The sequence below is a fragment of the Enterococcus sp. E5-37 genome (assembly GCF_035726925.1).
Taxonomy (GTDB): Bacteria; Bacillota; Bacilli; order Lactobacillales; family Enterococcaceae; genus Enterococcus_B; species Enterococcus_B faecium.
In genome coordinates this window covers 192,929-218,963 of record NZ_JAPMLG010000005.1, presented here as the reverse complement: position 1 = coordinate 218,963, position 26,035 = coordinate 192,929, and the positions used below count along the sequence as shown (strand labels likewise).

Genomic DNA, 26,035 nt, shown 5'->3' with positions numbered 1-26,035 from the left:
CACAAACCATGTCCAACATGACTAAAGTTCTGACTGAAGAAGTAAATGCCTTTAAATCCAGAGCCTTAAATGATAAGTATGTCGCTATTTTTATGGACGCTACTTACATTCCACTAAAACGTCAAACTGTATCCAAAGAAGCGATTTATATTGCCATTGGTATACGAGAAGACGGCACTAAAGAAGTACTGAGTTATGCGATTGCTCCAACTGAATCAACATACGTTTGGAATGAGCTGCTACAGGATATTAACTCCAGAGGAGTTCAAGAAGTCTTGCTTTTTATTACGGACGGCTTAAAAGGCATGAAAGATACTATCCATCAAATTTATCCTAAAGCAAAATATCAGCATTGTTGTATCCATGTATCTCGTAATATCGCTCATAAAGTACGTGTCAAAGACCGAAAAGAAATCTGTGATGACTTTAAGGCTGTTTATCAAGCTAACTCAAAAGAAGAAGCGAATACCTTCTTATCCGGCATGATTGAGAAATGGAAGAAAAACTATCCTAAAGTGACGCAGTCACTCATAGAAAACCAAGACTTATTAACTTTTTATGATTTTCCACCTAGCATTCGTAGAACCATTTACTCAACCAATCTAATCGAGTCTTTCAATAAGCAAATTAAAAGATACAGCCGTAGAAAAGAGCAGTTTCAAAATGAAGAATCACTAGAACGCTTTCTAGTCAGCATTTTTGATACATACAATCAAAAATTTCTAAACAGAAGCCATAAAGGTTTTCAACAGGTAACCGATACATTAGTTTCAATGTTTACTGAGTAACTAATTATTTTGCAGGAGGACAATTTATTTACACAAAATTATTGACGCTCCCAGCAGAAGTACAGAAATGTAAGATTTTCCAATATTATTTTATTCAACATAATAAATTGTATATCAATTTTTTTAGCGAAATTTCTATTTATTCCAAGAATTTCAGTTATTACGGAATCATTTTGTGCTTAATAAAAAGAAACCGTTTTTATATACTATAAATGTAGAAAGGCGGTAGGAAAATGAAAAAAATTATTGCAATCACATCCTGTCCAGTTGGTATTGCCCATACATACATGGCAGCAGAAAACTTAGAGAAAGCGGGGAAAGCAGTTGGCGCCGAGGTAAAAGTCGAAACACATGGTTCCATCGGTATTGAAAATGAATTGACTGCAAGAGATATCGAAGAAGCAGCTGGTGTAATCATCGCAGCAGATACTAAAATAGATAAATCACGATTCGGCGGTAAACCTTTGATAACCGTAGGTGTGCAAGAAGGAATCCACCATGCAGATGAGTTGGTGAGAGATATTTTAGCAGGAAAAGCGCCAGTCTATAAAAGTACGGAGGCAATTATTTCTTCCGAAAATAAAAGTGAATCAGAAAATTTAGGTAAAAAAATCTATAAGAGTTTGATGAATGGCGTTTCGTACATGGTACCTTTCGTAGTTACAGGAGGGTTATTGATCGCGATTTCTTTAACATTAGGAGGAACAGCTACACCTGAAGGGATCAAGATACCAGAAGGAACGATTTGGGCAACGATGAATAGTATCGGAAGTATCGCTATGGGGTTGATGGTTCCAATTCTATCTGCATTTATTGCGCAAAGTATTGCAGATCGTCCAGGACTTGTTCCTGGATTTGTTGGTGGGATGTTAGCGGCAAACGGAGCATTATATGGTAGTGATGCGAATGCGGGATTCTTAGGCGGGATCATCACTGGATTTTTAGCAGGATTCATTGCTTTAGGAATCAAGAAAGTACGAGTACCGAAAGCTTTACAATCGATTATGCCAATCATTGTTATCCCAATTTTAGGATCATTGGCAGTTGGTTTTGTGTTTATCTACGTTATTGGAGAACCAGTAGCTCTTCTATTTAGTTCATTGACTCACTTTTTAGCAGGGATGCAAGGAGGAAGTGAAATTGTTTTAGCTATGATCTTAGGAGCAATGATTGCTTTTGATATGGGGGGGCCGTTCAATAAAGTAGCCTTTTTGTTCGGATCTGGCTTGATTGCAGAAGGCAATTATTCCATTATGGGGCCAATTGCTGTAGCTATCTGTATCCCTCCATTAGCATTGGGGCTGGCATCATTGATTTTAAAAACCAAATTTACGAAAACAGAACGAGAAGCTGGTAAGGCGTCCTTAGCAATGGGACTGTTTGGGATTACAGAAGGCGCTATTCCGTTTGCTTCAACAGATCCACTACGGGTGATTCCAAGCATTGTAATCGGGGCAATGACAGGAAGTGTGATCGCGATGCTTTCAGGAGTGACAGATCATGTAGCTCATGGCGGTCCGATCGTAGCAGTTTTAGGAGCAGTCGATCATGTAGCCATGTTTTTTGTAGCAGTGGTTGCAGGTATTGCTGTCACCGTGTTAATGTTAAGAATCTTGAAACCAACATTAGAACATACTGCAGTTGCTGCAGCAAATGGTGTGACAGTAGCAGATCTATCAGAGACTGAAACAAGTGATGTTTATACGAAAACTGAAACTTTTGATTCTATCACGGATATTATGTCAGATGAAGCAATCATTTTAGGTGAAACAGCAACAACAAAAGACGGAGTAATCGAAGATTTAGTCCAACGTTTAGAAAAAACAGCGGCGATCACAGATAAAACCAGATTTAAAGAAGTCATCTATGATAGAGAACATGAAAGTACAACGGGAATCGGTATGGGGATTGCTATTCCACATGGAAAATCAGCTTATGTTCTTAAACCAACAGTGGCATTTGCCAGAAGTCAATCTGGGGTAGATTGGCATTCTTTAGATGGAAAACCTGCACATATGATCTTTATGATTGCTGTACCTGAAAACAGCCAAGGTGATATGCACTTGAAAATACTGCAACGTCTATCACGTAAATTGATGGATGATGACTTCCGTCAAGCACTGATGGAAGCGCCAGATAAAACAGCAGTTCACCAATTATTAAGCGAAATGTAACATAAGATGAAAAATCGACCGTGATGAGACATAATAGATGTGTTATCATGATCGATTTTTTATTTAGAAGGGAGTTTCTGCACATTATGAATCAGCGTCAGCAATCTTTGATCTATCAATTAAGTGAGAACAATAATTATATAACAACAAAAAAGCTAGCAGAGCATTTCCATGTGTCAGAAAGAACGATTCATAGCGATTTGAATACCATTGAAACTTGGTTGAGAGACAAACATCTGCCTTTAATGTTTGAAAGAAAAAAAGGTACAGGTATCTTGTTGAATGGTCTGCCTCACGAAAGGGAACAACTGAAACGAGCGCTTAATGAAGAGACTCAAACAGAAATGGATAAAAAACAGCTTCGTCAGTTATTGATTTTCCATCTGCTAGTAGCAAAAGACGGATTTAGTCTTGAAGAACTTTCAGAAAAACTATATGTTGGAAAACGTACGATTCGTAAAGAATTGACAGAGTTGCAAAGCTTTTTTGAGTATCACCATTTACAGCTAGTATCCAAAACAAAACTAGGAACTTTTCTTAAAGGCGATGAACAAGAAAAAAGACAGTTGCTTGTTAAGACATTACGAAATATGCAGAAAGAAGATCCGCAAAGTCCGTCGTTGAAAGAATTCTTCGCTAAAGATACATTAAAAGTTATCCAACATACATTACAAGATGTTTTTTATGAAAACCATTTAGAACAGCCGAATGGACTGGCTAGTGTGGAGATTCACATCTACTTTATGCTCGAGCGAATGAAACAGTACCAGAAAGTGAAATTAAGTAAAGACGAAAACGAAGTCGTGGAACACACCCAAGCACAAAAGTTAAGTAGTCAGATATTAGTAAAACTAGCCACCATCTATCCAATTGAATTTTCTCCTGATGAAATCAATTATCTGGCTTTGCGTATCGCCAATCTTTTTACAAATTCACAAGCAGCCACACGTTTTCAAAAGGAATCTAGCGCACTTGCTGATCATTTGATCGAACAAGTGGAACAGTTTCTAGGCTATTCATTAAAAGAAGATCAGCTACTAAAACAAAATTTAAGGTCTCATTTATCTTCAACTTATTTTCGACTCCATTATGGTTTGCAGATTTCTAATCCATTGACGAAAAATGTGTTTAGTACGTACACACAACTTTTCTTAGTTTTACAGTTAATTTTAGAAGATTATTTTGAAAAGGAAAATTTTTATGTTCCACAAGAGGAGACAGCTTATTTAACAATCCATTTCCAAGCAGCGATCGAGCGACACAAACATCAGAAAAGTAGAAGATATCAAACGGTTTTAGTTAGTGAATATTCAAAAGCTATGGCTACTTTTCTCGAAGCACGGCTGAACAGAGAACTTCCAGAATTAACGATTATGGATCTAGTTGAATATAAGCCAGAATTAAAGAGGCAAGATTTTCCCTCTGTTGATTTTATCTTGGCTACGTTACCATTTAAACATATAAGCATTCCAGTAATCGAGATCTCACCAATGATCACAGAAACTGATCTAGCCTATTTGACAAAATATATGCTGGAGCATGTGCCTATCAAGAAGAAAAAAACATTTGATCTAACAAGCTTTACTCATCCATTTCTGATCTTTCCTCAACTTGAACGGACAGACCCAGCCGATATTTTAAACTTTATGGGAAACGTCTTAGTGGAACATCATTATGTGGAGCCGGAATTCATCGATTCTGTCTTGGAAAGAGACAGTCACTCCAGTACTAGAGTAGCACCATTTGTAACGATCCCTCACGGTAATCCGCTGTATGTGAAGCATTCGATGATTTCTATTGCTACAATGAAAGAACCAGTCCTATGGCACGGGGAACAGATACGTATCGTACTGCTATTAGCAATAAAGAAAAATGATTTGAAACATGCAGAGTTCAAAAAAATATTTTCTGTTATTCACTATTTAGAAAAGCAGCCAGAACAAATGGCTCAGTTGATGCAATCCAATCATCCGCTAGAAATCTTAACGTTGTTATCTAGTTATGAATAAGTAGCGATTAAAAAACTGCCTTTATATTTATAATAATTCTATCTATTTATTTGGAAGTAGAAAACTAAATACAAAAAAAGAGGATGTGGCCAAAGTTGTGGCACATCCTTTTATTTTGAGTTTCTTATAATTTTTTATAGTTGCTTACGATGTCTTGACTACTGGTAAACGGTGTTCAAGAGACAATTTGTCGGCAATAAGGCACAATTTTGTAAAATATGGAAAGCTATTTTTTTAACATTGTTTCTTAGTGCTTGAAAAATCATTTTGAATACTTCTTTATACGATCGATGTACGTTGATTTAAGTCTAAAACTTTTCTTTTGATTCCTTCTCTGACTTTTCTGAATTCCGCTAATATTTCTTCTTCGCTCCCGACAGCTTGTGCAGGATCTTTTAGGTCCCAGTGAAGGTGTTCGTGATTGTTTGGAATGGCAGGGCACTTGTCTTTGGCATCACCACATAGTGTAATGATCAAGTCTGCCTGAGTAAAGTAATCTCTATCAATCAAATCAGACGTCTGTTTGGAAATATCGATGCCGTCTTCTGCCATGATTTTTACAGCTCTTGGATTCAAGCCATGTGTCTCGATCCCCGCACTTCTGATCTCAAACATTGAAGGAGACAAGTATTTACGCGCGTAGCCTTCTGCTATTTGACTGCGGCATGAATTGCCCGTACATAAGAAATAGATTTTTTTCATTTGATTTCCTCCGTTATGGATTAGTAAATGTCACTGTTTATCTAAAGTAAACTCTATGTGATGGAGCGAAAAAAACAATGGGTTTCTTAGTTTATATATTTCTTTTTGTTCAGCGTATAAATCGATGTGTACAAAGAACTCATCTTGTCTTTTTTACCATAAATACATGTTAGAAGCAATCATTTTGAGTCAAAAATCAACGATGTAACAGACTGTTAAAAGAGATTAAGACACGGCAGATGATGAAGAAAGTAGGGGTGTAGTAAGCCGATACATTTCTTGATTGTGAGGCGAGAACAATTATTCGTCTTTTAAGAAAAAAAGTAGTAGAATCAGTTCATATTAAAAATAAAAAACCTTCCATTTTTGTAGGGTTAAAGGAGGTCATTACCTTGAAAAAAATCGGCTTTTTAAGCTTTGGACATTGGATGGAGCAAGGATCGCTTGTGAAATCAGCTCAAGATGCTTATTTGCAATCGATTGATTTAGCGGTGGAAGCAGAAAAAATCGGAGTGGACGGAGCGTTTTTCCGCGTACATCATTTTGCCCCTCAGATTGGGTCGCCGTTTCCTTTGCTAGCGGCAATCGGCGCAAAGACAAGTAAGATTGAAATCGGTACAGGACTTATTGATATGCGATATGAAAACCCTTATTATATGGCAGAAAATGCCGGATTGACAGATATCATCACGCAAGGAAGAGTGCAACTAGGAGTGGGGCGTGGTTCACCTGAACAAGTTCTAGATGGCTGGAAATACTTTGGTTATGATTACAGTGAAGAAGAAATCAAAGAGGTAACACGGGAACGCACCCTTGAATTCTTGGAATTACTTGAAGGAAAACCATTTGCAGAACCAAATCCTCAACCAATGTTCCCGCAAGGATCAGGGAAATTACGGATAGAACCTTATTCAGAAGGATTACGACAAAGAATCTGGTGGGGAGCTGGTTCGCAGCAAACGGCAATCTGGGCAGCACAACATGGAATGAATCTGCAATCATCTACATTAGTCAATTACGAATCCCATGAGCCATTCCATATCCAACAAGCAAACCAGTTACGTGCGTATAAAGAAGCGTGGAAGCAAGCAGGTCATGATTTTGAACCAAGAACATTAGTTACTCGCTCGATTCAGCCAATCACCACTGATTTGGATCGACGCTTATTTGGACAAGACGGTAGTCCGCAACAAGATGCTGTCGGCTATCTTGCTTATCACCAAAACCCAACGATTTTTGGAAAAACTTTTGCTGGTGAACCTGATCAATTAATCAAGGAGCTAGCTGAAGATGAAGCAATCAAAGAAGCAGACACAGTACTCGTCACGATTCCTAATACTTTGGGGGTAGAATATAACATGCACTTGCTTGAAACAATCGTAAAAGATATCGCTCCAGAATTAGGATGGCGGTAAAAAGGATATTTTTGTAAGTGCAGGATACTTGAGTGAAAAAATAAACACTTCTAACAATCAGTTAGAGGTGTTTATTCATGTTTTCATGAAGTTCATAGAGAAGGAAAGTGAGTTATCCGTTTGTTCAATGAGAATGTACATAAGCTTCTTTTACATGTTGGGGTAAATCATCAGGAATCATTGTCAATACGGCTTCTTCATTGCCGGCTTTTATTGCTTCTTCATAGTACCAGCTTTTGTAGTTTAGCATAGCGAGTACTCTTTCTAATTTTGCTATTTCTTTTTCTACTACTTCTTTTTGTTTTTCAAATAGTTCTTTACGAACCTCAAATGTCTTACTGCCTTCTTTGCTCCATTCCATGAATTGCTTAATGTCTTTTATTTCTAAACCAGATTTTTTCAAACAATCAATGACTCTCAAAGCCTCTAACTCATTCTCTGAAAATTTTCTAATACCAGAAACACGCTGGATATCAGGAAATAATCCCTCTTTGTCGTAATAACGTAAAGTAGAAACAGGCAATCCAAACATTTCAGACACTTGTCCAATGGAATACATAAAAAAATCCTCCTAAAATAAAATTTTTACCTTGACCTAAAGTTAAGTTTAAGTTTTATCATAATAATACATTCAAAAGCAAATGTCAATTTTGATCAAAGGAGAGTCTAGAATATGAATAAAGAATTAAACATCACACAAGAATGGGACAAAGTATTTCCAAAAAGCAATCAAGTCAATCATCGAAAGGTGAGCTTCCCGAATCGTTTTGGTATCACATTAGTCGCTGATTTATATGAACCAAAAGAAGTAAGTGAAAAGAAATTGCCGGCAATCGCTGTGAGCGGGCCATTTGGTGCAGTGAAGGAACAATCGTCTGGTCTATATGCGCAGACGATGGCTGAAAGAGGCTTTTTAACGATTGCGTTTGATCCATCGTTTACAGGAGAAAGCGGAGGAGTACCTCGATATGTTGCTTCGCCTGATATCAATACGGAAGATTTCCAAGCGGCAGTAGACTTTTTATCTGTACAAAAAAATGTAAACCCTGAGATAATCGGAATCATTGGTATTTGTGGATGGGGAGGTATGGCATTGAATGCAGCAGCTATCGATACGCGGGTCAAAGCAACAGTTGTTTCCACAATGTATGACATGACTCGAGTAACAGCAAATGGCTACTTCGATGTTATGGATGAAAATGCCCAATATGAAATGCGTGAAGAATTAAATGCACAACGCATCATTGATTTCAAACAAGGGGACTACGCACGTGCTGGAGGTGTGGTTGATCCGTTGCCTGAAGATGCTCCTCAATTTGTCAAAGACTATCATGCGTATTATAAAACAGACCGCGGATATCATGTCCGTTCTTTAAACTCCAACGATGGTTGGAATAGGACATCAGGGTTGTCACTTATGAATGCAAAACTATTGCATTATATTCCAGAAATCCGTCATGCAGTCTTAGTCATTCACGGGGAAAAAGCTCATTCACGTTACTTTGGGGAGGACGCTTTCAAAGAACTAAAAGGTGACAACAAGGAACTCATGATCATTCCAGGAGCATCCCATACAGATCCATCATTCCATTTGAAAAAATGGCAACATTCTTTGAAGAGAACCTTGTGTAACCAAAAGGATTTAATCTAAAAGAGATTATGAAAAAACTGCCCTGCATCAAGTAATAAGGACAGCCAAAAAAGCTCCTCATTTTTGACTTGGTTGGACTCATTAGCGCAGATGCAAGCTTTTGAACACCGTTTATACCAAGAGGTCGTGAGCCTGCCGTTTCACTCTGAGTCACAAGGAGCAATTTCAAAAAATAGCTTCTCATGTTTGTTGAATATTGTGACTTGTGACCGAGGAGTTGGCATGAGAACACCGTTTATTCGAAAAAAGGACTGTGACAATGTATCGACTCCCAAAAGTTAGACCAAAAAATCTAACTTTTGGGGGTCGGTACACACGTTTTTTGTCACAGTCTCTTTGTGTCTCATTTCATATAAACAATTATTTACTTTGTACTATTTATTTCATTTCTGTGATTTTAATGCTTTTTGCTAAATTTTTTACATCAGCTGGAATAACTTTCCCGACTTCTGATTGCTGTGCATTCGACATGCCGCAAGCCATTGCGTACCTTACACATTCTTTTAAAGGATAATTCTGTTCTAATGAATGAGCAAAACCTCCAACAGTGGCATCCCCAGAGCCTGTTGTATTAATGATAGGAATCTTAGGGATCTCAACATTCCAAAATTCTTCTTTTACTTTGACTACTGCACCATACGAGCCGCAAGAAATCATGATAACATCGATATCTTTAAATAGTGGATTTGTTTTTAGATGGTGTTTTATGTCGCTTTTTTGAGTAATTTTTTGATGGATGATATCTGAAAACTCATGGATATTAGGTTTGATGAACATCGGTTTATACTTACTTGCTAAGACTTCACGGAGATGTTGTCCAGATATATCCATTAATATATAGGTGGAAGGATCTATTTGTTCTTTGATATATTGTAATAATTTAGCATACAAAAAGGGATCTGGATTGTTAACAGAACCATTTATTGTAATGACTGAAAGGTAATTATTTTTACTGATTAGTTTGATATCATTCATTAATTTTTTGATAGTAGTATTTGCTATTTCAGGACCAGCTTCCACTAGCTCTGTCTGCGTTTCATCATCATGCATGATCGTGACGGCACCTCTTGATTCTTCTGCAATAGGTAAAAAATGCAAATCAAACAAATTTTCATTTTTCAGCATATCTTGAATCATACTGCCAAAATAACCGCCCAAAAACCCCGTTAAAATAACTGATGAACCTAGTAGAGCAGAAGCTCGTCCGCAATTGATTCCCTTGCCGCCTACATAGCGTACCGGAGAATCAAAGCGTGTCATCGTACCTAATTCAAAGTGTTTTGTAAAATAAATGGAATCAATGGATGGGTTCATCGTGATTGTCAGTATCATTTTTGGGCTCCTTTAATATTGTTAAGTATTTTGAATAATGATTGAAATCCTGTTCTGATAAATGATTATCGGTTATTAGATAATCAAAATCGGTTAATTTTCTAAAAGTATAGACGTCTGATTTATTTAATTTTGAATAATCTGCAACAATGCATTTGATTTTTGCTGCATTGAGCGCTGCGTTCTGAATATTTCCCTCAATAAATTGAGCGGTTGTCACATTGTTATCAAATATGCCGTTTGTTGCAGCGAAAGAGATATCGACATTCAAACTTTCAAAAGATCTTTCTGCAACTTCCCCAATGAACTCTTCTGTAATAGGAGAAAATTCGCCACCAGTAAGTAAAATCCGATAACTTGTATGATTCTTTAAATAGTTGAAAGCAATCAAACTGTTTGTAATTACAAATAGATTTTTCTTTTGAATGAAAGGAAGTGCATATAGGATCGTTGTTCCAGCACCGACATAAATAGTAGAATTATCGGGAATCATACTGTTCATGACTTGACCAATATATTTTTTTTCGGCTACATTCGTATCAATCTTTTCTTGAGTCGATAGTTCTCGATTATAAGGTTCCTTTCGTTCAACGCCACCATATAGCTTTTTTACTTTATTTTTTTTTGCTAATTCAGTGACATCTCGGCGTATGGTCATTTCTGATACGCCTAATTTGTTAGCGATTTCTGAATTAGTTAAATAAAAATCTTTCTCTAATAATGTAATGATTTGTTCTTGTCTTTCTTTTTTCAGCATATGAATTACTCCTTTAACATAAAAGTCAATTTTTGTTCGACTTTGTTCTTCTTAATTATATAGATAAACGATTTTATTTTCAAGTAGATCAAATTTAACAAAATAAATTTCTTTTGAAAGCGTTTACAAAACAAACTAACAGAAATATAATGTTCTTGTAAAACAAAGATGAACTTAGTAGAACAATAAATTAACAAACTTAATCAAAAAGGAGGAGGTTGGAATGAAATATAAAGAGATGTTCGTTCCTAGTTTGATTCAATTAGCGGTAGAAGTAAAAAATAAAGAAGAAGCTTTTTTAATCGCTGCACAACGATTAGAAAAAATGGGGTACGTCAATGAGAATTATTTGAATGGACTGATTGCAAGAGAAAGAGAATTTCCTACTGGATTGATTACTAAGTATTTAAATATCGCGCTGCCACATTCGGAATGTGAATATGTCGAAAAGCCATTTGTTTTTGTTATGCAGCTGAAGAACCCAATTTATTTTTATCAAATGGGGGATAATCAGGAAATGACTGTAGAAAATCTATTTTTTTTAGGAATCAAAGAACCAAAAGAACAAGTAGGATTACTTCAAGCGTTTATGAATTTATTCATGGATGAAACATTCGTGGAAAATTATAAAAAACAAGAAACACCGCAAAACATATACGAACTTATTACAAATTATATTTAGGAGGAAGAAAAAATGAAAAATCGGTTAATTGTCGCATGTGGAAGTGGAGTAGCAACGAGTCAGACAATCGCTAGTAAGATCCAAAGTATGTTAGAAGATGACGGCATCGCATTTCCTGTAGAAGCAGTTGATTACAAATCGATTCAAAATGAGCTTCTAACTGCTGGAATCTATGTGTATGTCGCACAACCTGATGAGGAAGTACTTGAACAAGCAAAAGATTTGGGTATTGAAGTATTTCCAGGAATTCCATTTTTAACTGGAATGGGTGTAGAACCTATTTATGACAGTATCAAAGAGTTAGTACAGTAAAGGAGGATTGTTGGATAAAAAAGTTGGTTCATAGTTTTATCTACTATATTTCGAAAGAAAGAAGGTTTATTTATGGAAGTTTTCCAAACCATTATCAATTATGTTTTGAACTTAGGATCAGCCATTTTTGTTCCCCTGATTATTTTGATACTTGGATTGTTGGCAGGGATGAAATTAAAAAAAGCATTCATGTCTGCTTTGACTTTAGGGATTGCTTTTAGCGGAATGTCTATGGTCATTGGCTATATGTCTAACGCAGTAAGTCCAGCATCAGAAGCATTGGCTAAAAATACGGGAATCAGTTTGCCTGCACTTGATCTTGGGTGGACAGGTGCAGCAAGCATCACATGGTCGTGGAGTTATGCTTTTATATTTTTTGCAGTAACGATTGGGGTCAATTTTGTATTGTTACTTTTTAATTGGACGAAGACGTTAAATGTTGATATGTGGAATGTTTGGGGGAAAGCTTTAACTGCTTATTTAGTTTATTATGTTTCCGGTAGTTTGGCTGCAGGCTTTCTTACTGCAATGGTCCAAGTTATATTGGAATTAAAGCTTGGTGATATGTTTCAAAAACATATACAAGATCTCACAGGGATTCCATTAGTAACAGTGACTCATTTTATGACATCTGCCGCTGTCTTGTTGCTGCCTTTCAATATGATCATGGATAAAATTCCTGCTTTAAATAAACGAGCGGATACGAATGCATTGAAGAAGAAAATTGGGATCTTCTCTGAAAACTCTGTAATGGGATTCATTATTGGATTGGGGCTTGGCTTTGCTGCTGCGTATGGCGTTTCAGGTTCTCTTAATCTAGCGATCCAAACAGCTACAGCACTAAGTTTGTTTCCTATGATCTCTAAAATGTTCATGCAATCTTTGTCTCCTTTAGCAGACGCTATGTCAGAATTTATGAAAAAGCGGTTTAAGGATCGTGAAGTATATATCGGATTGGACTGGCCGATATTAGCTGGTCGTTCAGAAATTTGGGTTACTGCTATTTTACTTGTTCCTGTGTTTATTGGTTATGCCATTATTTTGCCAGGAAACCAAGTATTGCCATTAGCAGGGATTATCAACTATTCGATTGCGGTCGGCGGATTACTTTTAACAGGAGGAAACTTGGCTCGTATGCTGATCTTGGGAATCATCACGATGCCTATTTATTTGTACGGGGCCACTTACCTTGCGCCAATACTCAGTGATTTAGCAGAAAAAAGCGGAGCAGTCGAGGGAATCAAGAAAGGACAGTTGATCACATGGTCATCCATAGAAGGGCCGGAGTTCAGGGTTTTATTTGCGGAGGCATTTAATAGGAATATTCTCGCTATTGTAGGATGCGTGATTTTTCTAGGACTGTTTGTTCTACTTTATAAATATATGATAAAAGCGAAAGTACCGAGTGAACGTTATGCTGAACTACAAAAATAGCATTGAAATGGTGGGAAAGTTATGAAAAGAGAAGAGACAGATAAAATAAAATGGACAGTCGCTCTTTGTGGTACACTTCTGCTATTTCTATATGGACTCTTTACTCAGAATATCATCATCAATCTATTGGTCATTTTTTTCGCACTAGTGATCTATAAATATGGAAATCACGTTTTATTCAGAGAGTACGATGAAAAAAGAAAACGGAAAATAGAAGAATCAATAAAAATAAAAGAAGCTGCCAAAGAAATATTGAGAGAAAAAAGTTTTATAAAAAGATAATGGAGGGGTCATTATGTCAGATGGACGTATGTTATTTGAGAGAGAACGACAGGACATGGCACGTATCGTAAGAGTGATTTTCGAAAGGAAAAACACAAATATCGCAGGAGGGAATTTTTCCTTTAAAACCACTGATGATCAAGGGAAAGACTACATCATCATGACGCCGACCATGATGTCAGAAGCCTATCTAGGAGAGATTTCTCCTGCACAGGTTCTAGTAGTAGAACCAAGAACGCGTAGAATCGTTGACGGAGTCGGTCATTTAACTCGGGAGATCAATATGCATGAAGCGATGTACGAGACTAATCCAGCTATCAAAGCTGTCCTCCATGCTCATGCGCCTAATGCAATGTTCTGGGCGACTACTGGGTTGCCTATGCCTAATTTGACAGAAGCCACAGCTAAAGTAAAAGAGATTCCTGTCATGGACTTTGAGCCTAATTGCTCTGAAGAACTTGCTGAATTGACAAGCGACTATGTAAAAAAACAGCATCTTGAATTACCGCATATGTTGCTGCTCAACTCTCATGGCGTATTGATCAACACAGGTGGAGAATCAGGAATCGAAGCTATCCATAAAGCACTGCAAATCCTTGATACAGTTGAATGGAATGCAGAAATTGCCTACAAGCAGACGATTTTTCAAGCATTAGGGATTACTGACGGTTTTTATTCAAAAGGTGAGAAAATCGGGGGATTGGAAGAGTTGAAAAATAAAACGGCTATTTATAATAAATCTGTTATTGCAGCTGGTGGAGACTAACCTATCTGACACAAAAAACTACGACTTTCACAAAATCTGATCCAGATCGATATCTGCTTCAGGTTGTATTATGTAAGTCGTAGTTCTTTTCTTTTATTTAGTTAAGAGGTGGTCTGTCCATTCCCTCGCTTGCTCGATTTCGTCCATCGTCAACTGATGACCTGTTACAGTTAGCTGAATAGTCACATTTGCTTGGCGTGTTTCGAATTGATCGGCCAATTCTTTAAAGGAAGCAGGGGAAACGATTGGATCGTTATCACCATAAGAAAGCCAGACGGTTTTATCCTCTAATGTGGAACGGCTTTGATGAACACCTAGAGACATCGGATGGAAAAACAACCCTTTATTTAGCTCGGTCTCACGCTCCAATAATAAATGAGCAGCGATGTTTGCGCCATTTGAATAGCCGACAAGCAGCCAATCACTTAACGGTATCAGTTCTTTTTCGCTGATTTCTTTGATTTTTTCATGGAGTTTATCTGTTTCTTTTTCCAAACTGTCCAGGTCGAATTGATTCAATCCATTACGCTTGAAAAAACGATTCATCCCATCTTCTTGGACCGTGCCACGAAAAGAAAGCAATGTACTGTTTGGTGCAAGAAAGTGAGCGATATCCAGTAAAGAATGTTCATCGCCACCTGTGCCATGAAGTAAGATCAAATGCTTACCACTTGTTCCTTTTTCAAAAATGTAGGTCATTTTGTTCCCTCTTTTCTGTTTCTATAGATGCAAAAAATGAAGTAGCATGAAGAGATTATTCACGTTTTTTATTTGCATCACTTGTATCGAAAGGACGGACATAGGCTTCAATGGCTTCACGACGTTCTTCTAAGAATGGAGGAAGAGATAGTTTTTCTCCTGCTGATTCTGCTGGTTCATCTTCAAGGAATCCAGGACCATCAGTTGCTAATTCAAACAGTACGTGATGAGCGGCTAGGAAGTACTCAGATTGGAAATAGAAACGATCGACGAAACCAGAATTTGGCAATTCAATCTTATTGATTACTTGAATCCAGTATTCCAATGCTTCTTTGTCTGCTACACGCAATGCTAAGTGATGGATATTTCCAAATCCTTCGATTGCTTTTGGCAAGTCTGTCCGATGTTCAATAATGATGCTTGCACCATTTCCGCCTTCACCGATTTCAAATAAGTAGAAATCTCCTGAATGGTCTGTTTCTTTGAATCCTAAGATTTTTTCAAGAATCAAGCGGATATGCTCTAATTGACTGACACGGACAAAGACAGGTCCAAGTCCTGTGATCGCAAACTCTGTCGGTACATTGCTGTTTTTCCAAGGAATGCCAGCTGCTACACCTTGATTGTTTTCGTCAGAGATCAATTGATAATACTGATTATCGAAATCTTCAAATTCGATATATTTTTTGCCGAAACGTTCATTGATTGCTGAATGAGTAACGTCATATTTTTCAAAACGTTCCAACCAAAAGTCTAATGCTGCGTCACTTGGCACACGGAAAGAAGCACGAGAGATCGTATCTGTTCCTTTTTTTCCTTTTGGCTGATTTGGAAAATCAAAGAAAGTCATATCTGTTCCTGGCGCACCGGTGTCATCTGTAAAGTAAAGATGGTAAGTTTCAATGTCATCTTGGTTAACTGTTTTTTTGATTAAGCGCATTCCTAAAATATCTGTAAAAAAGCGGTAGATTTTTGTTGCGTTAGATGTCATTGCTGTGACGTGGTGAATTCCTCTAATTTGTGTATCCATGATAAATTTCCTCCTGTTAACTTACAAAAAGTAAGTGATTGATTTAGACATAGTATAGAGGGTGCATCTCTATTTTGCAATTAATTTGTCTTTTAAAGTATTAGGAAGGAATCAAGGATGGAAAAGAGAAGGAATGGATCAATAAAATAAAAAGACTTACGACTAGTTGCATCGATTTCAAAAAGCTAACTTTAGAATCATTGCGAGTGGTCATAAGTCTTTTTATGCTGAGTTATTTTTTTATTTTTGAGCTAATGTTTAGATAGAATGTTGATTTCACGATCTCTTCTTGTTACTTGAAACTGCTTACCACTGTCACGATCTCTTGGTAAACGTCTTTTTCACAACCTCTTCATTTAAGTTGAACGCACATCCAGCACAGAATAGTTCCGAACGTCAAATCGGTTTCGGCTGGAAGAATATTCAATCGGCTGTCCATCTTTGAGATAGACGACCTGCTGAACTTCCAGTACAGGATCGTTTTCTGCACAGTTCAAATATTGCTGATCATATTCATCACTTTTATCTGCAGAAATAGCACGATAAGCCCCTGCAAAATGGACATTCAATTCTTGATGAAGATGATCATAGATAGAGGCTAACAAATGTTCTTTTTTTAAACCCGGCACAAGATGGACTGGCATAAAGGTATGCTCTAAAACATATGGCTCGCCATCTAAGATCCTTAACCGGTGAATATTGTAGACAGGTTGCTCGGCATCGATCATCAATCGTTCTTGGATATATTGATTAGGGAATTCAACATCAAAATGAATGATTTGACTCTTCAAAGAACGATGTCTGCGTTTCATTTGGAGACTCAAACCTTCATACTCGTTAGCGGGCGATGTGTCTTTTTGCATAAATGGATGATTCAAGATTTTCGTTCCTGATCCTCGCTGCGAATAGACAAGTCCTTCCATTGCTAAGATATTGATGGCTTTTTTGATTGTCATCCGGCTCGCACCAAATTCTTTTACCAAGTCGACTTGATTAGGCAAAAAACTATTGGGAGGATACTCTTTTGAACGGATACGTTCTCTTAAAATATTTGCGATTTCTTCGTATTTTGGCACGTTATTCACCTCTTCTAGAGTATAACGAAAGATTATGCTTCCGACAACTCGAAGTAGCATCTGGAACATTGGTTATTCGAAAAAAGAGGATATGACAAGTTTCTTGTCACATCCCCTTAATGATCCATTAAGCAATATCTAAATCTGGTTGTTTATCTAATACTTTCAAGAACGGGTACCAGATAAAGGCAACGATGACAAAGTCGATGACTTGCAGCATACCACCAAGCCATGAATTTGTTGCTAAGACACCGCTTGCAATGATTGGCACAGTCCATGGAACAGAGACGCCAGTTGGTGCAGGGACAAGTCCAGCAGCCATTACCAAATAATTGAACGTCGTTACGATCAGAGGTGCCACGACCCAAGGAATAAGGATTGTTGCATTCAATACGATCGGTAGACCAAAGATCGCTGGTTCATTTACATTGAAAATACCAGGTGCTAAAGCTAATCGTCCAACATCACGATACTGTTTCTTTTTAAGAACAAAGGCCATCAATAAAACGACAGCTAAAGTCATTCCAGAGCCACCAATACCAACAGTGAAGGTTTCCATGAATGGTTTTGTGATGATGTGTGGTAATTCTTTTCCATGTTGATAAGCTTCTAAGTTATCAAGCATCAGTGTATTCCAAATCGGGTCCATTACAGAGTTGACGATGATTTGTCCGTGAAGTCCGAAGAACCATAAGAATTGGACAAAGAACAAAGCAATCAATGTTGCAGGTAAACTACTTCCCAAACCAGTTAATGGTTTTTGGATCACTTCATAAACGACGTCATGTAAGTTAGCATTGAAAATACCAGTCATCACAGCATTGATTACTAAGAAAATAGTTAGTGTCACTACAGCAGGGATCAAAGCGGCAAATGATTTTGTTACTGCAGGCGGAACTCCATCAGGCATTTTGATCTGCCAGCCGCGTTTCGTGATTCTGCAGTAGATTTCTCCAGCCAAGAAAGCAGCGATCATTCCAATGAACATTCCTTTTGCGCCAAGACGATCAAGTGAAAGCACACCAGTCACATCTTCACCGCCAGCGGTTTTCATTGCAAAAGGCGTAAGAATCAAGAAGCTGGCAAAAGACACGGCACCACCGAAAATACCTTCCACGTCATAAGATTTTGATAAATAATAGCCGATACCAAAAGTAACAAAAACCGACATGATGCTCATTGTTGCATTTTGCCCATTACCGAATAAGTTCGATAAAGTTCCCTTTGTTGCGTCACTGAAAAAAGGCAAGTTATTGATAACGACAACGATCGAACCGAACATCGTTAAAGGGAAGGAAAGCATGAAAGCATCCCGCAGCACTGTAAGGTAACGATTTTGCCCTAATAAATTAGCTAAGGGCATGATTTTCTCAGAAAGCTTGTCCATAAAACCGTTCATTTTTATTCACCTCAAATTTATTTGCAATCGATTACATACAAAGTATAACGCCAAAAATTTTAAATGTCTAGTCATTTTTATAAAAAGTATTGATTTATTTTTTAGGGTTCGTTATGATTACGGTATCAAGAAAAAAGAGAGGAAGTAAAAAAATGAAAACCTACACATTCCCAGAGAATTTTTGGTGGGGTTCTGCTGCTAGCGGACCGCAAACAGAAGGAAGAGTAAGTGATGATGGTAAAGGAGAAAATATTTGGGATCATTGGTATGAATTAGAGCCTGAAAAATTCTTCGATCAAGTAGGACCTGAAAAAACTTCGCAAGTTTACACAAAATACAAAGAAGATGTTCAGTTAATGAAAGAAACTGGCCATAACACATTTCGTACATCTATCCAATGGAGTCGTTTGATTCCAGAAGGGACAGGTGAAATCAATCAAAAAGCTGTTTCTTTTTATCGAGATTATTTTACTGAATTGCTGGATAATGGTATCGAACCTTTTGTGAACCTTTACCATTTCGATATGCCACTACCACTGCAAGAAAAAGGCGGATGGTTATCAAGAGAAACGGTCGACGCTTATGTTTCTTATGCAGCAGCGTGCTTTGAACTGTTTGGAGATCTGGTCAAAAAATGGTTTACTCATAATGAACCAATCGTACCTGTAGAAGGAGGCTACTTGTATCAATTCCACTATCCAAATCATATCAATATGAAAGAAGCGGTCCAAGTAGGCTATCATGAGAATCTAGCAAGCGCAAAGGCAATCAAAGCCTACCATGAAGGCGGACATGATGGTGAGATCGGAATCATCTTGAATCTGACACCAAGCTATCCGAGAGATGAAACGAACCCAGAAGATGTAAAAGCGGCGAAGATCGCTGACGCATTCTTCAACCGATCATTCCTTGACCCTGCAGTGAAAGGAGAGTTTCCACAAGAGTTGATCGAAATTGTCAAAGAATTGGCTATAATGCCAGAGATCCATGAAGGAGACCTAGAACTCATCCGTGAAAACACGATTGACCTGCTAGGAATCAATTACTATCAGCCTCGTCGAATCAAAGCAAAAGAAACTCCAATCAATCACGAACATAGCCCCATGCCAGATGATTATTTTGATAATTACGACATGCCCAATAAAAAAATGAATCCATATCGTGGATGGGAAATTTACGAAAAAGGAATCTATGATATTTTAACGAATACAAGAGAAAACTATGGTAATATCAAATGCTATATTTCTGAAAATGGGATGGGGGTCGAAGGAGAAGAACGATTTGTTAACAGCGAAGGAATTATTGAAGATGATTACCGGATCGAGTTTGTTACGGATCATTTGAAATACGTCCATCAAGCAATCCAAGAAGGAACCAATTGTGTGGGTTACCACATGTGGACATGTATGGACAACTGGTCTTGGACAAATGCTTATAAGAATCGCTATGGCTTTATCGCTGTTGATTTGGCACAAGACGGTAAACGGACGATCAAAAAATCAGGTCGCTGGTTTAAAACGGTCTCTGAAAAAAACGGATTTGATGCCTGATATTTTTTGATAAAACGTTCACAAAATGTTTGTTCTAACACTGTAATCGTGCTACACTTACAGTGAAGGAGGCGTTTACAATGGTAGATACTTATCGTAATATTTTAGTAGCAATTGATGGTTCTGAAAAGGCAGAAAAAGCATTTCTTGAGGCAATCACGATTGCCAAACGAAATCAGGCAACGTTGCACATCCTGTATGTCAATGAAGTAACAGGCAATTACTTTGGTGATTTTGCATTTGTTACAACAAGCCTTCAGGAAGAATTGGATGAGGTTGCGGAAAACCAGATGAAAGAACATCGAAACTTGGCAATTGAAAAAGGCCTGACAGATATCGAGACATATGTTCTTTACGGTTATCCAAAGACACTGATTGCTAATTTCCATGAATCGAAAGAACCAATCGATCTGATTGTCATGGGGGCGACAGGTCTGAATGCGGTAGAACGTGCACTAGTAGGTTCCACTACTTCCTATGTAGTCAACCACGCATCATGTAACGTCATGGTTGTAAAATAAATAAATTAAGGGAACAGAAAGCAAAAAAGCATAACGCTTCTTTTGCTTTCTGTTCCTTTTATTTTTTTGTAAAAAATTACTTTACCTGATGAAGTAATCATGCTATTCTAATTACAACGACAGATGGAGTAATATGGAGGAAAGAAAATGATTTCAAGTGATGGAATACGCGGATACAATGATGCGATTATTTTATCGATCCTTAACAAAAACGATTCTTATGGATATGAAATTTCTAAAACGATTCGTGAGAGGACAAATGATTCCTATGTGATCAAAGAGACAACACTTTACTCCGTTTTTGCCCGTTTAGAAAAGAATCAACTGATTGTTTCGTATCCTGGAGAAGTGACTCATGGAAAAAAGCGGACATATTATAAAATCACTGAAATAGGGCGTAATCTTTTAGAAGAAAAAAAGCAAGAGTGGCTGACGACGAAAGACGTAGTCGATCAATTTTTGGAGGGAAATTAAATGGATACAATCCGTAATTATTTAGACAGTCTTTTTATCGGAGTACCTCAAAGTACCGAGATAGATAAGCTGAAAACTGATTTGTTGGCAAATATGGAAGACCATTATCATGAATTGATGGGAGAAGGAAAAAATGAACAGGAGGCCATCGGTACAGTAATTTCGACATTTGGTTCAATCGATGAATTATTAGAAGAACTAGATGTCGAAAAAAAAACATCAAGCTGACGAGATGGAAACAAACACAGCTTCTATTTATTTAAGCGAAGCAGAAAACTACTGGAAAGAATACAGAGCGGCAAGTCTCCAAGTGGCATCAGGTGTTCTATTCATTAGATTATCTTTTGCAAGTATTTTTTTCTTTTGTTCAGCAGGATATGTGTTCATGGGTATTTCTTGTCTGATTTTCGGTATAGCATTAGCTGTCGGTTTTTTTATTGCTTCTGGTATGAAAATCACACGTTTAAATCACTTTTTGCACCATCGGAAAATACCTGAAAAAGTATTAGCAGAAGCAAAAGAAAAAGAAGAAGAGTATCAGCGAAGTTTTGGCTTCTCACTGATTGCAGGAATCGGATTATGTATTTTTTCACTTTTCCCACTTTTGGCTTCTTTAATGTGGTATATGGATGGTAGTATCGGTGCCTCTATATTTTTTGTTACGGTAGGAACGGGAGTCTTCTTGATCATTTATGGCAGTCTGGTCCGTCATTCTTATCGTCAATTCACTCAAAGTGCTTATTACTGGTGAATGTATTCAGATTTGTAAAAATATTCTATTTATCCGGCGTAGAAAAAAAGACTGTGACACGCTTTTGTCACAGTCTTTTTTATATATAATAATTTAAAAATTCATCATCTAAATCCGTAGAATTTTCTAGATTGCTTACCCATGTAAAATCGTTATAGACAGATTTCAGTTGACTTCTGCGCCATTGTACAGGGATAAAAAGACGCATGCTATCTTCATTGAATCCGACTAATAATTTCTTTCCGTCAGTAATGATGGGACGTTGTAACAAAGTAAAATGCGAGACGATCAGATCGACAAGCTCTGAGGTCGTACATTGGTCGATTTGATCTTTCAAATTTTTATAATCAATCGAGCGTTTAGCTAATAGATCGTCAAATCCGTTTTCTGTTAATGACAATAAATAAAATATCTCTTTCCTTGTTAAAGGCTGTTTAGGTGTGAAAATTCGTTCTCTGTAAGGCATTTGATGGTCTTTCAGCCAGTTTGCCATCAGATGGTAACTATGTGTGCGAGAAGAATAGATCGTAAGCATAAAAAAACTCCTTAAATAGTCCATTAATTTGTTAGATCTGTTGAGATAAATAATAGGTAAGGAGCTGTGCATAAGCATTGATCAAAACAACCCAAACATCATTAGAAATAACTTTCTAAAGTCTTAAACTTGCGACGAGAAACAACTAGACTAATAGAAAAAATGTCTTAGCCATTTGGCTTCCTGTTTGTTTTTTTGCTTATGCTGCAGCTCCTCGGGAAAGGGTTCTAACAATTTGAAGAAGGTTGATGATTGATCTAGTTTAAATTGTGTGAAATTTGAAATCTGGTGTTTTTACTAGATGAATCACCTAACAACTATGATTATAACTTATAGAACTTCTGTTTTGTATTCGGTTTTGTTATAGTTGTTATAAAGTTTTATTTTATTACAGAACATTTTTAATTAATAAAGAACAGTTAGAAGTTAAAATTGCTGATTCACATAGAGTTTATGACTTCTTGGAAATTCTTTTTCAATCAGTTTTTTCATCTGTTTATGAAATTCTTTTTTTTCAGTAAACATAAAGGTTTGGGTATCGTAACCTTCTTCATGTAGGAAATAGATTATTCCTTTTTCTGTGTTTTGCGTATAAGCTTTTATACTCCTGTCTTTTTTGAAAGAACAGATCGTATAGCCATCTATTTGGTCTGGTAGTCGTTTGATTTTCTTCAAAATGACTTTTTTATCCTCAAGTTTCATTTTTTTCACCTGACTTTATTTTTTTCATATGGAAATCATAGCGCCTTTGGTTATATGAAAACAAGAAGGATACTGAAATATATATAAATCAAATAGTGGTTATTTATTATTAGAATAGCGAATACAAACAAACGACAACTATTTTCTGATTTATTACAAATGTTTTTTCAAATAAATTTGATTACCAAGAAAAGGTAGTGGTATATTTACTGAGGGATACTTTGAAAAACATATGATAGAAACAGTAACAGCATTATGAAAAATCTTTTTATAAAAATGGAGGAATCGATTTGATGGAAGATCAGTATGTACAAGCAATGACGATCGCAGGATCAGATAGCGATGGAAGCGCAGGGATGCAAGCAGATATGCATACATTCTTTACAAGAAATGTTTACGGTGTTTCTGTCATGACCGCATGTGTTGCAGGTAATTCTTACGGAATCGGAGCAAGTGTGACATTGCCAACAGATTTTATCGACAAAGAATTTGAACTGATTGCGAAGGACTTTCAAATACGTGCAGCTAAAACAGGTATGCTAGCAGATTCAAAGTTGATTGAGACAGTTGTAAAAAATTACCAAAAATATGATTTTGGACCATTAGTCGTGGATCCCGTAATCGTAACGAAACATGGAAATCTTTTACTAGAAGAATCTGCTTTGCAAAGCTTGAAAGAAAAGCTTGTCCCTTTGGCCGAAGTACTGACACCTAATTTTTATGAAGCAGAAAAGCTGACTGGACGGACATTAGCAGCTGAAGAAGATTTTGTGCAAGCAGCAAAAGAACTGCAAGATATGGGTGCAAAAAACGTTATGATCAAAGGACATCATGCTAAAGATGCGCAGCAAGAAACAGTCAATGACTACGTATTGCTCGAATCAGGAAAATCATTTTGGTTAAATGCACCATTTTATCCTACCGACCGGATCAACGGAACTGGCGATTCGCTATCTGCATGTATTGCAGCTGAGTTAGCGAAAGGAAAAACAGTTGAACAAGCGATCCGATTGGCAAAAGACTATGTAAACCGTGCAATTCGTGAAGAAATAAATGTAGGGCACAAATATGGACCCATCAATCATTGGGCAGCTGGTGAATTAGAGTAAAAGAAAGAGGTCGTGAGCCTGCCGTCCAGCTCCGAGTCACAAGGAACAAGTTCAAAAAACAGCTTCTCATGTTTGTTGAATATTGTGACTTGTGACCGAGGAGTTGGCAGGAGAACACCGTTTGTTCGGAAGAAGGGACTGTGACAAGATTTTTGTCACAGTCCCTTTAATCTTAGTATATTTTTCTCTACTTGAATAAAAAAATTATAGGATTGGAGAAAATAATCGAGAAATTTGTTGCTTGAATAATAGCCAGTTAGACATTTCCTTGACTGTTTCAGTTGTCATGGATGAACAATGTGTCTCATCTTCTTTGAACTGAGTAGCAAGTTCTTCTAAAAACTCAGGATCGTAAATGACAGCACTTGTTTCAAAATTCAATCGGTAGCTACGAATATCTTGATTTGCTGAACCTACCATGCAGATTTCATCATCCATTATCAATGTTTTTGCATGGAGGAAGCCGTTCTCATAGACAAGGATTTGTACATTTTCCTTGATCAGCTGCCGAGCATAATATTGTGTTGCTCGATAAATAAAAGGATGATCCGGTTTGTTGGGAATCATGATTTTCACATCTACACCAGAGGCAGTTGCGATTTTTAAAGCAGCAATGACACTTTCATCAGGAACAAGGTAAGGTGTCTGTATCCAAACACGTTTTTTAGCAGAAGTAATCAATTTGATAAATGAAAGCTTGATTTGTTCCCTTTCGTTATTCGGTCCGCTTGAAACAAGCTGGATGGATGTATCAGCAAGCTTAGATTCATCTCGATCTGCTTTTTTAAAGAAATAATTCAAATGATAGCCGACCTTTTTTTCTTCAGGTACCGAGACGTTCCAGTCTGTTAAGAAGCGAAGCTGGAGCAAAGAAGAAGCGGCACCGAAAATCCGTATATGCGTATCGCGCCAATAGCCGAATTTTTTTGTTGTATTTACATATTGATTGGCAATATTGAAACCACCGGTATAACTAATCTTTCCATCGATCACAACGATTTTTCGGTGATCATGGTAATTCAATCGGAAACGAAGTAATGCCTTTTGTGAGGTAACAAATGTATGGACATGTCCACCATTTTTGATTAGACGATTGAAATCTTTTGCTTTTGTGCCATGAGAGCCAAATGCATCATATAATATTCGAACTTCCACGCCTTCTGCGGCTTTTTCTTCTAAAACATGTAAGACTTGCTGGCCGATATTATCTGTCACAAATGCGTAATATTCGATATGGATCGAATGTTTGGCTTTTTTTAGATCTTGAAGCAGTGAATCCAATTTCTCTTGTCCGTCTGTGAGAAGAGTGACAGAATTCATTCTTGTCAGCGGCATACGATTTAATGAAGAGAAGAAGTCAACAAATTGCTGTTTGTCTTTATCGCCCATGTCAGGATCGTAATGTTCAATGGTATCTCCTCTAAAAGACTGAAAGTTTTCTAATTCTTTCAAGTCACTTTGTCGGAGATAGAATTTTTTCTTATCCGTTAATCCACGTCCGAAAAATAAATATAATACAAAACCCACCCCAGGAAGGGCAAACAATACTAAGAGCCATGCCCAAATGGCTGCTACATCTCGGGGTTTGATCAAAATAGCCACCAAAGCAATAAGTGCATTTAATAGATAAAGGGCGGTTATAATACTAGATACCACAAAAATGTTCCTCCTTACATACAATAACATTAGTATAGCATGATAGAAGAAAGAAGCCTACCAAGGTGAATATACTTTTCACTCCTTTCATGAAAATGTAGGTAAATCGGGCTAAAGTAGTTGCTTTTTGTAGGTTAATAAGGTAGGATATTAGTACAGTTGAATATCTCCTTAGGGGAGTAACCGGCAACGTTTGTTGCGATAATATCAACAGTAAGTTAACCAAATG

At 37.1% G+C, this 26,035-nt stretch carries 24 protein-coding genes and 2 pseudogenes; 15 read left to right on the top strand and 11 right to left on the bottom strand.

The window, feature by feature from the left end; translation table 11 throughout:
• From OS138_RS06270 to OS138_RS06260, 3 genes are all read left to right on the top strand, one after another.
• The coding region (locus OS138_RS06270) for an IS256-like element ISEf1 family transposase (protein ID WP_193816105.1) at positions 1 to 788 on the top strand (788 nt) is incomplete at its 5' end.
• A 233-nt stretch (positions 789 to 1,021) separates the two neighbouring features.
• Positions 1,022 to 2,962 carry a PTS fructose transporter subunit IIABC gene (locus OS138_RS06265; RefSeq protein WP_325069850.1) on the top strand — a complete coding sequence of 647 codons (1,941 nt, stop codon included), beginning with the start codon at positions 1,022 to 1,024 and terminating at the stop codon, positions 2,960 to 2,962.
• Positions 2,963 to 3,048: 86 nt separating this feature from the next.
• Positions 3,049 to 4,971: a BglG family transcription antiterminator gene (locus OS138_RS06260; RefSeq protein ID WP_325069848.1), complete on the top strand. Its 1,923-nt coding sequence runs from the start codon at positions 3,049 to 3,051 to the stop codon at positions 4,969 to 4,971.
• Positions 4,972 to 5,250: 279 nt separating this feature from the next.
• Here OS138_RS06260 and arsC read toward each other — a convergent pair whose 3' ends face one another.
• On the bottom strand, positions 5,251 to 5,673 hold the full coding sequence (arsC, locus tag OS138_RS06255; RefSeq protein WP_086300144.1) for an arsenate reductase (thioredoxin): 423 nt from the start codon (positions 5,671 to 5,673) through the stop codon (positions 5,251 to 5,253).
• A gap of 392 nt (positions 5,674 to 6,065) precedes the next feature.
• Here arsC and OS138_RS06250 point away from each other — a divergent pair, with 392 nt between their 5' ends.
• Positions 6,066 to 7,088, top strand: a complete 1,023-nt coding sequence (locus tag OS138_RS06250) for an LLM class flavin-dependent oxidoreductase (RefSeq protein ID WP_126305410.1) — start codon at positions 6,066 to 6,068, stop codon at positions 7,086 to 7,088.
• Positions 7,089 to 7,212: 124 nt separating this feature from the next.
• Here the strand turns inward: OS138_RS06250 and OS138_RS06245 are convergent, their stop codons facing one another.
• The gene (locus tag OS138_RS06245; protein WP_002288290.1) at positions 7,213 to 7,647 is read right to left on the bottom strand and encodes a MerR family transcriptional regulator; all 435 of its coding nucleotides are present in this window, start codon (positions 7,645 to 7,647) and stop codon (positions 7,213 to 7,215) included.
• Between the two features lie 114 nt (positions 7,648 to 7,761).
• Here OS138_RS06245 and OS138_RS06240 point away from each other — a divergent pair.
• A pseudogene (locus tag OS138_RS06240) lies at positions 7,762 to 8,720 on the top strand (alpha/beta hydrolase).
• Between the two features lie 397 nt (positions 8,721 to 9,117).
• Here OS138_RS06240 and OS138_RS06235 read toward each other — a convergent pair.
• Entirely contained in the window at positions 9,118 to 10,071 is a 954-nt protein-coding gene (locus OS138_RS06235) for a 1-phosphofructokinase family hexose kinase (RefSeq protein WP_325069847.1), read from the bottom strand.
• A complete protein-coding gene (locus tag OS138_RS06230) occupies positions 10,037 to 10,828 on the bottom strand; it encodes a DeoR/GlpR family DNA-binding transcription regulator (RefSeq protein WP_002288287.1) in 792 nt (263 codons plus the stop codon). The genes OS138_RS06235 and OS138_RS06230 overlap by 35 nt, the downstream gene beginning before the upstream one ends.
• Before the next feature lie 223 nt (positions 10,829 to 11,051).
• Between OS138_RS06230 and OS138_RS06225 the strand changes: the two genes are divergently transcribed.
• From OS138_RS06225 to OS138_RS06205, 5 genes are all read left to right on the top strand, one after another.
• On the top strand, positions 11,052 to 11,510 hold the full coding sequence (locus OS138_RS06225; RefSeq protein WP_002297937.1) for a PTS sugar transporter subunit IIA: 459 nt from the start codon (positions 11,052 to 11,054) through the stop codon (positions 11,508 to 11,510).
• Positions 11,511 to 11,522: 12 nt separating this feature from the next.
• On the top strand, positions 11,523 to 11,822 hold the full coding sequence (locus OS138_RS06220; protein ID WP_002288285.1) for a PTS sugar transporter subunit IIB: 300 nt from the start codon (positions 11,523 to 11,525) through the stop codon (positions 11,820 to 11,822).
• A 72-nt stretch (positions 11,823 to 11,894) separates the two neighbouring features.
• Positions 11,895 to 13,256 carry a PTS galactitol transporter subunit IIC gene (locus tag OS138_RS06215; RefSeq protein WP_002288281.1) on the top strand — a complete coding sequence of 454 codons (1,362 nt, stop codon included), beginning with the start codon at positions 11,895 to 11,897 and terminating at the stop codon, positions 13,254 to 13,256.
• Positions 13,257 to 13,277: 21 nt separating this feature from the next.
• Positions 13,278 to 13,538 carry a hypothetical protein gene (locus tag OS138_RS06210; RefSeq protein WP_002327133.1) on the top strand — a complete coding sequence of 87 codons (261 nt, stop codon included), beginning with the start codon at positions 13,278 to 13,280 and terminating at the stop codon, positions 13,536 to 13,538.
• A gap of 13 nt (positions 13,539 to 13,551) precedes the next feature.
• A complete protein-coding gene (locus tag OS138_RS06205) occupies positions 13,552 to 14,304 on the top strand; it encodes a class II aldolase/adducin family protein (protein WP_325069845.1) in 753 nt (250 codons plus the stop codon).
• 93 nt (positions 14,305 to 14,397) lie between these two features.
• Here OS138_RS06205 and OS138_RS06200 read toward each other — a convergent pair whose 3' ends face one another.
• From OS138_RS06200 to celB, 4 genes are all read right to left on the bottom strand, one after another.
• Complete coding sequence (locus tag OS138_RS06200) at positions 14,398 to 15,003, bottom strand: alpha/beta hydrolase (protein ID WP_002297939.1); 606 nt, start codon at positions 15,001 to 15,003, stop codon at positions 14,398 to 14,400.
• A 55-nt stretch (positions 15,004 to 15,058) separates the two neighbouring features.
• Positions 15,059 to 16,033: a ring-cleaving dioxygenase gene (locus OS138_RS06195; RefSeq protein WP_325069844.1), complete on the bottom strand. Its 975-nt coding sequence runs from the start codon at positions 16,031 to 16,033 to the stop codon at positions 15,059 to 15,061.
• Between the two features lie 356 nt (positions 16,034 to 16,389).
• On the bottom strand, positions 16,390 to 17,109 hold the full coding sequence (locus OS138_RS06190; protein WP_002327132.1) for a GntR family transcriptional regulator: 720 nt from the start codon (positions 17,107 to 17,109) through the stop codon (positions 16,390 to 16,392).
• Positions 17,110 to 17,236: 127 nt separating this feature from the next.
• Positions 17,237 to 18,508: a PTS cellobiose transporter subunit IIC gene (celB, locus tag OS138_RS06185; RefSeq protein ID WP_002294365.1), complete on the bottom strand. Its 1,272-nt coding sequence runs from the start codon at positions 18,506 to 18,508 to the stop codon at positions 17,237 to 17,239.
• Positions 18,509 to 18,660: 152 nt separating this feature from the next.
• Here celB and OS138_RS06180 point away from each other — a divergent pair, with 152 nt between their 5' ends.
• The 4 genes and pseudogenes from OS138_RS06180 (at position 18,661) to OS138_RS06165 (ending at position 21,804) form a co-directional block, all read left to right on the top strand.
• Positions 18,661 to 20,058 carry a glycoside hydrolase family 1 protein gene (locus OS138_RS06180; RefSeq protein WP_002324640.1) on the top strand — a complete coding sequence of 466 codons (1,398 nt, stop codon included), beginning with the start codon at positions 18,661 to 18,663 and terminating at the stop codon, positions 20,056 to 20,058.
• An 80-nt stretch (positions 20,059 to 20,138) separates the two neighbouring features.
• Positions 20,139 to 20,579, top strand: coding sequence for a universal stress protein (locus tag OS138_RS06175; RefSeq protein ID WP_002289467.1), 441 nt, complete (start codon positions 20,139 to 20,141; stop codon positions 20,577 to 20,579).
• 147 nt (positions 20,580 to 20,726) lie between these two features.
• On the top strand, positions 20,727 to 21,053 hold the full coding sequence (locus OS138_RS06170; protein WP_002289468.1) for a PadR family transcriptional regulator: 327 nt from the start codon (positions 20,727 to 20,729) through the stop codon (positions 21,051 to 21,053).
• A pseudogene (locus OS138_RS06165) lies at positions 21,054 to 21,804 on the top strand (permease prefix domain 1-containing protein). It abuts the gene before it with no gap.
• A 79-nt stretch (positions 21,805 to 21,883) separates the two neighbouring features.
• Here the strand turns inward: OS138_RS06165 and OS138_RS06160 are convergent.
• The gene (locus OS138_RS06160; protein WP_002289471.1) at positions 21,884 to 22,339 is read right to left on the bottom strand and encodes a Spx/MgsR family RNA polymerase-binding regulatory protein; all 456 of its coding nucleotides are present in this window, start codon (positions 22,337 to 22,339) and stop codon (positions 21,884 to 21,886) included.
• A 426-nt stretch (positions 22,340 to 22,765) separates the two neighbouring features.
• Positions 22,766 to 23,041 (bottom strand): hypothetical protein, encoded by a 276-nt coding sequence (locus tag OS138_RS06155; RefSeq protein WP_002289474.1) that lies wholly within the window; start codon positions 23,039 to 23,041, stop codon positions 22,766 to 22,768.
• Between the two features lie 293 nt (positions 23,042 to 23,334).
• Between OS138_RS06155 and thiD the strand changes: the two genes are divergently transcribed.
• On the top strand, positions 23,335 to 24,150 hold the full coding sequence (thiD, locus tag OS138_RS06150; protein WP_002294369.1) for a bifunctional hydroxymethylpyrimidine kinase/phosphomethylpyrimidine kinase: 816 nt from the start codon (positions 23,335 to 23,337) through the stop codon (positions 24,148 to 24,150).
• Positions 24,151 to 24,354: 204 nt separating this feature from the next.
• On the opposite strand, the gene cls is transcribed toward thiD, so the two are convergent.
• Entirely contained in the window at positions 24,355 to 25,806 is a 1,452-nt protein-coding gene (cls, locus tag OS138_RS06145; protein WP_002294371.1) for a cardiolipin synthase, read from the bottom strand.
• Positions 25,807 to 26,035: the final 229 nt, after the last annotated feature.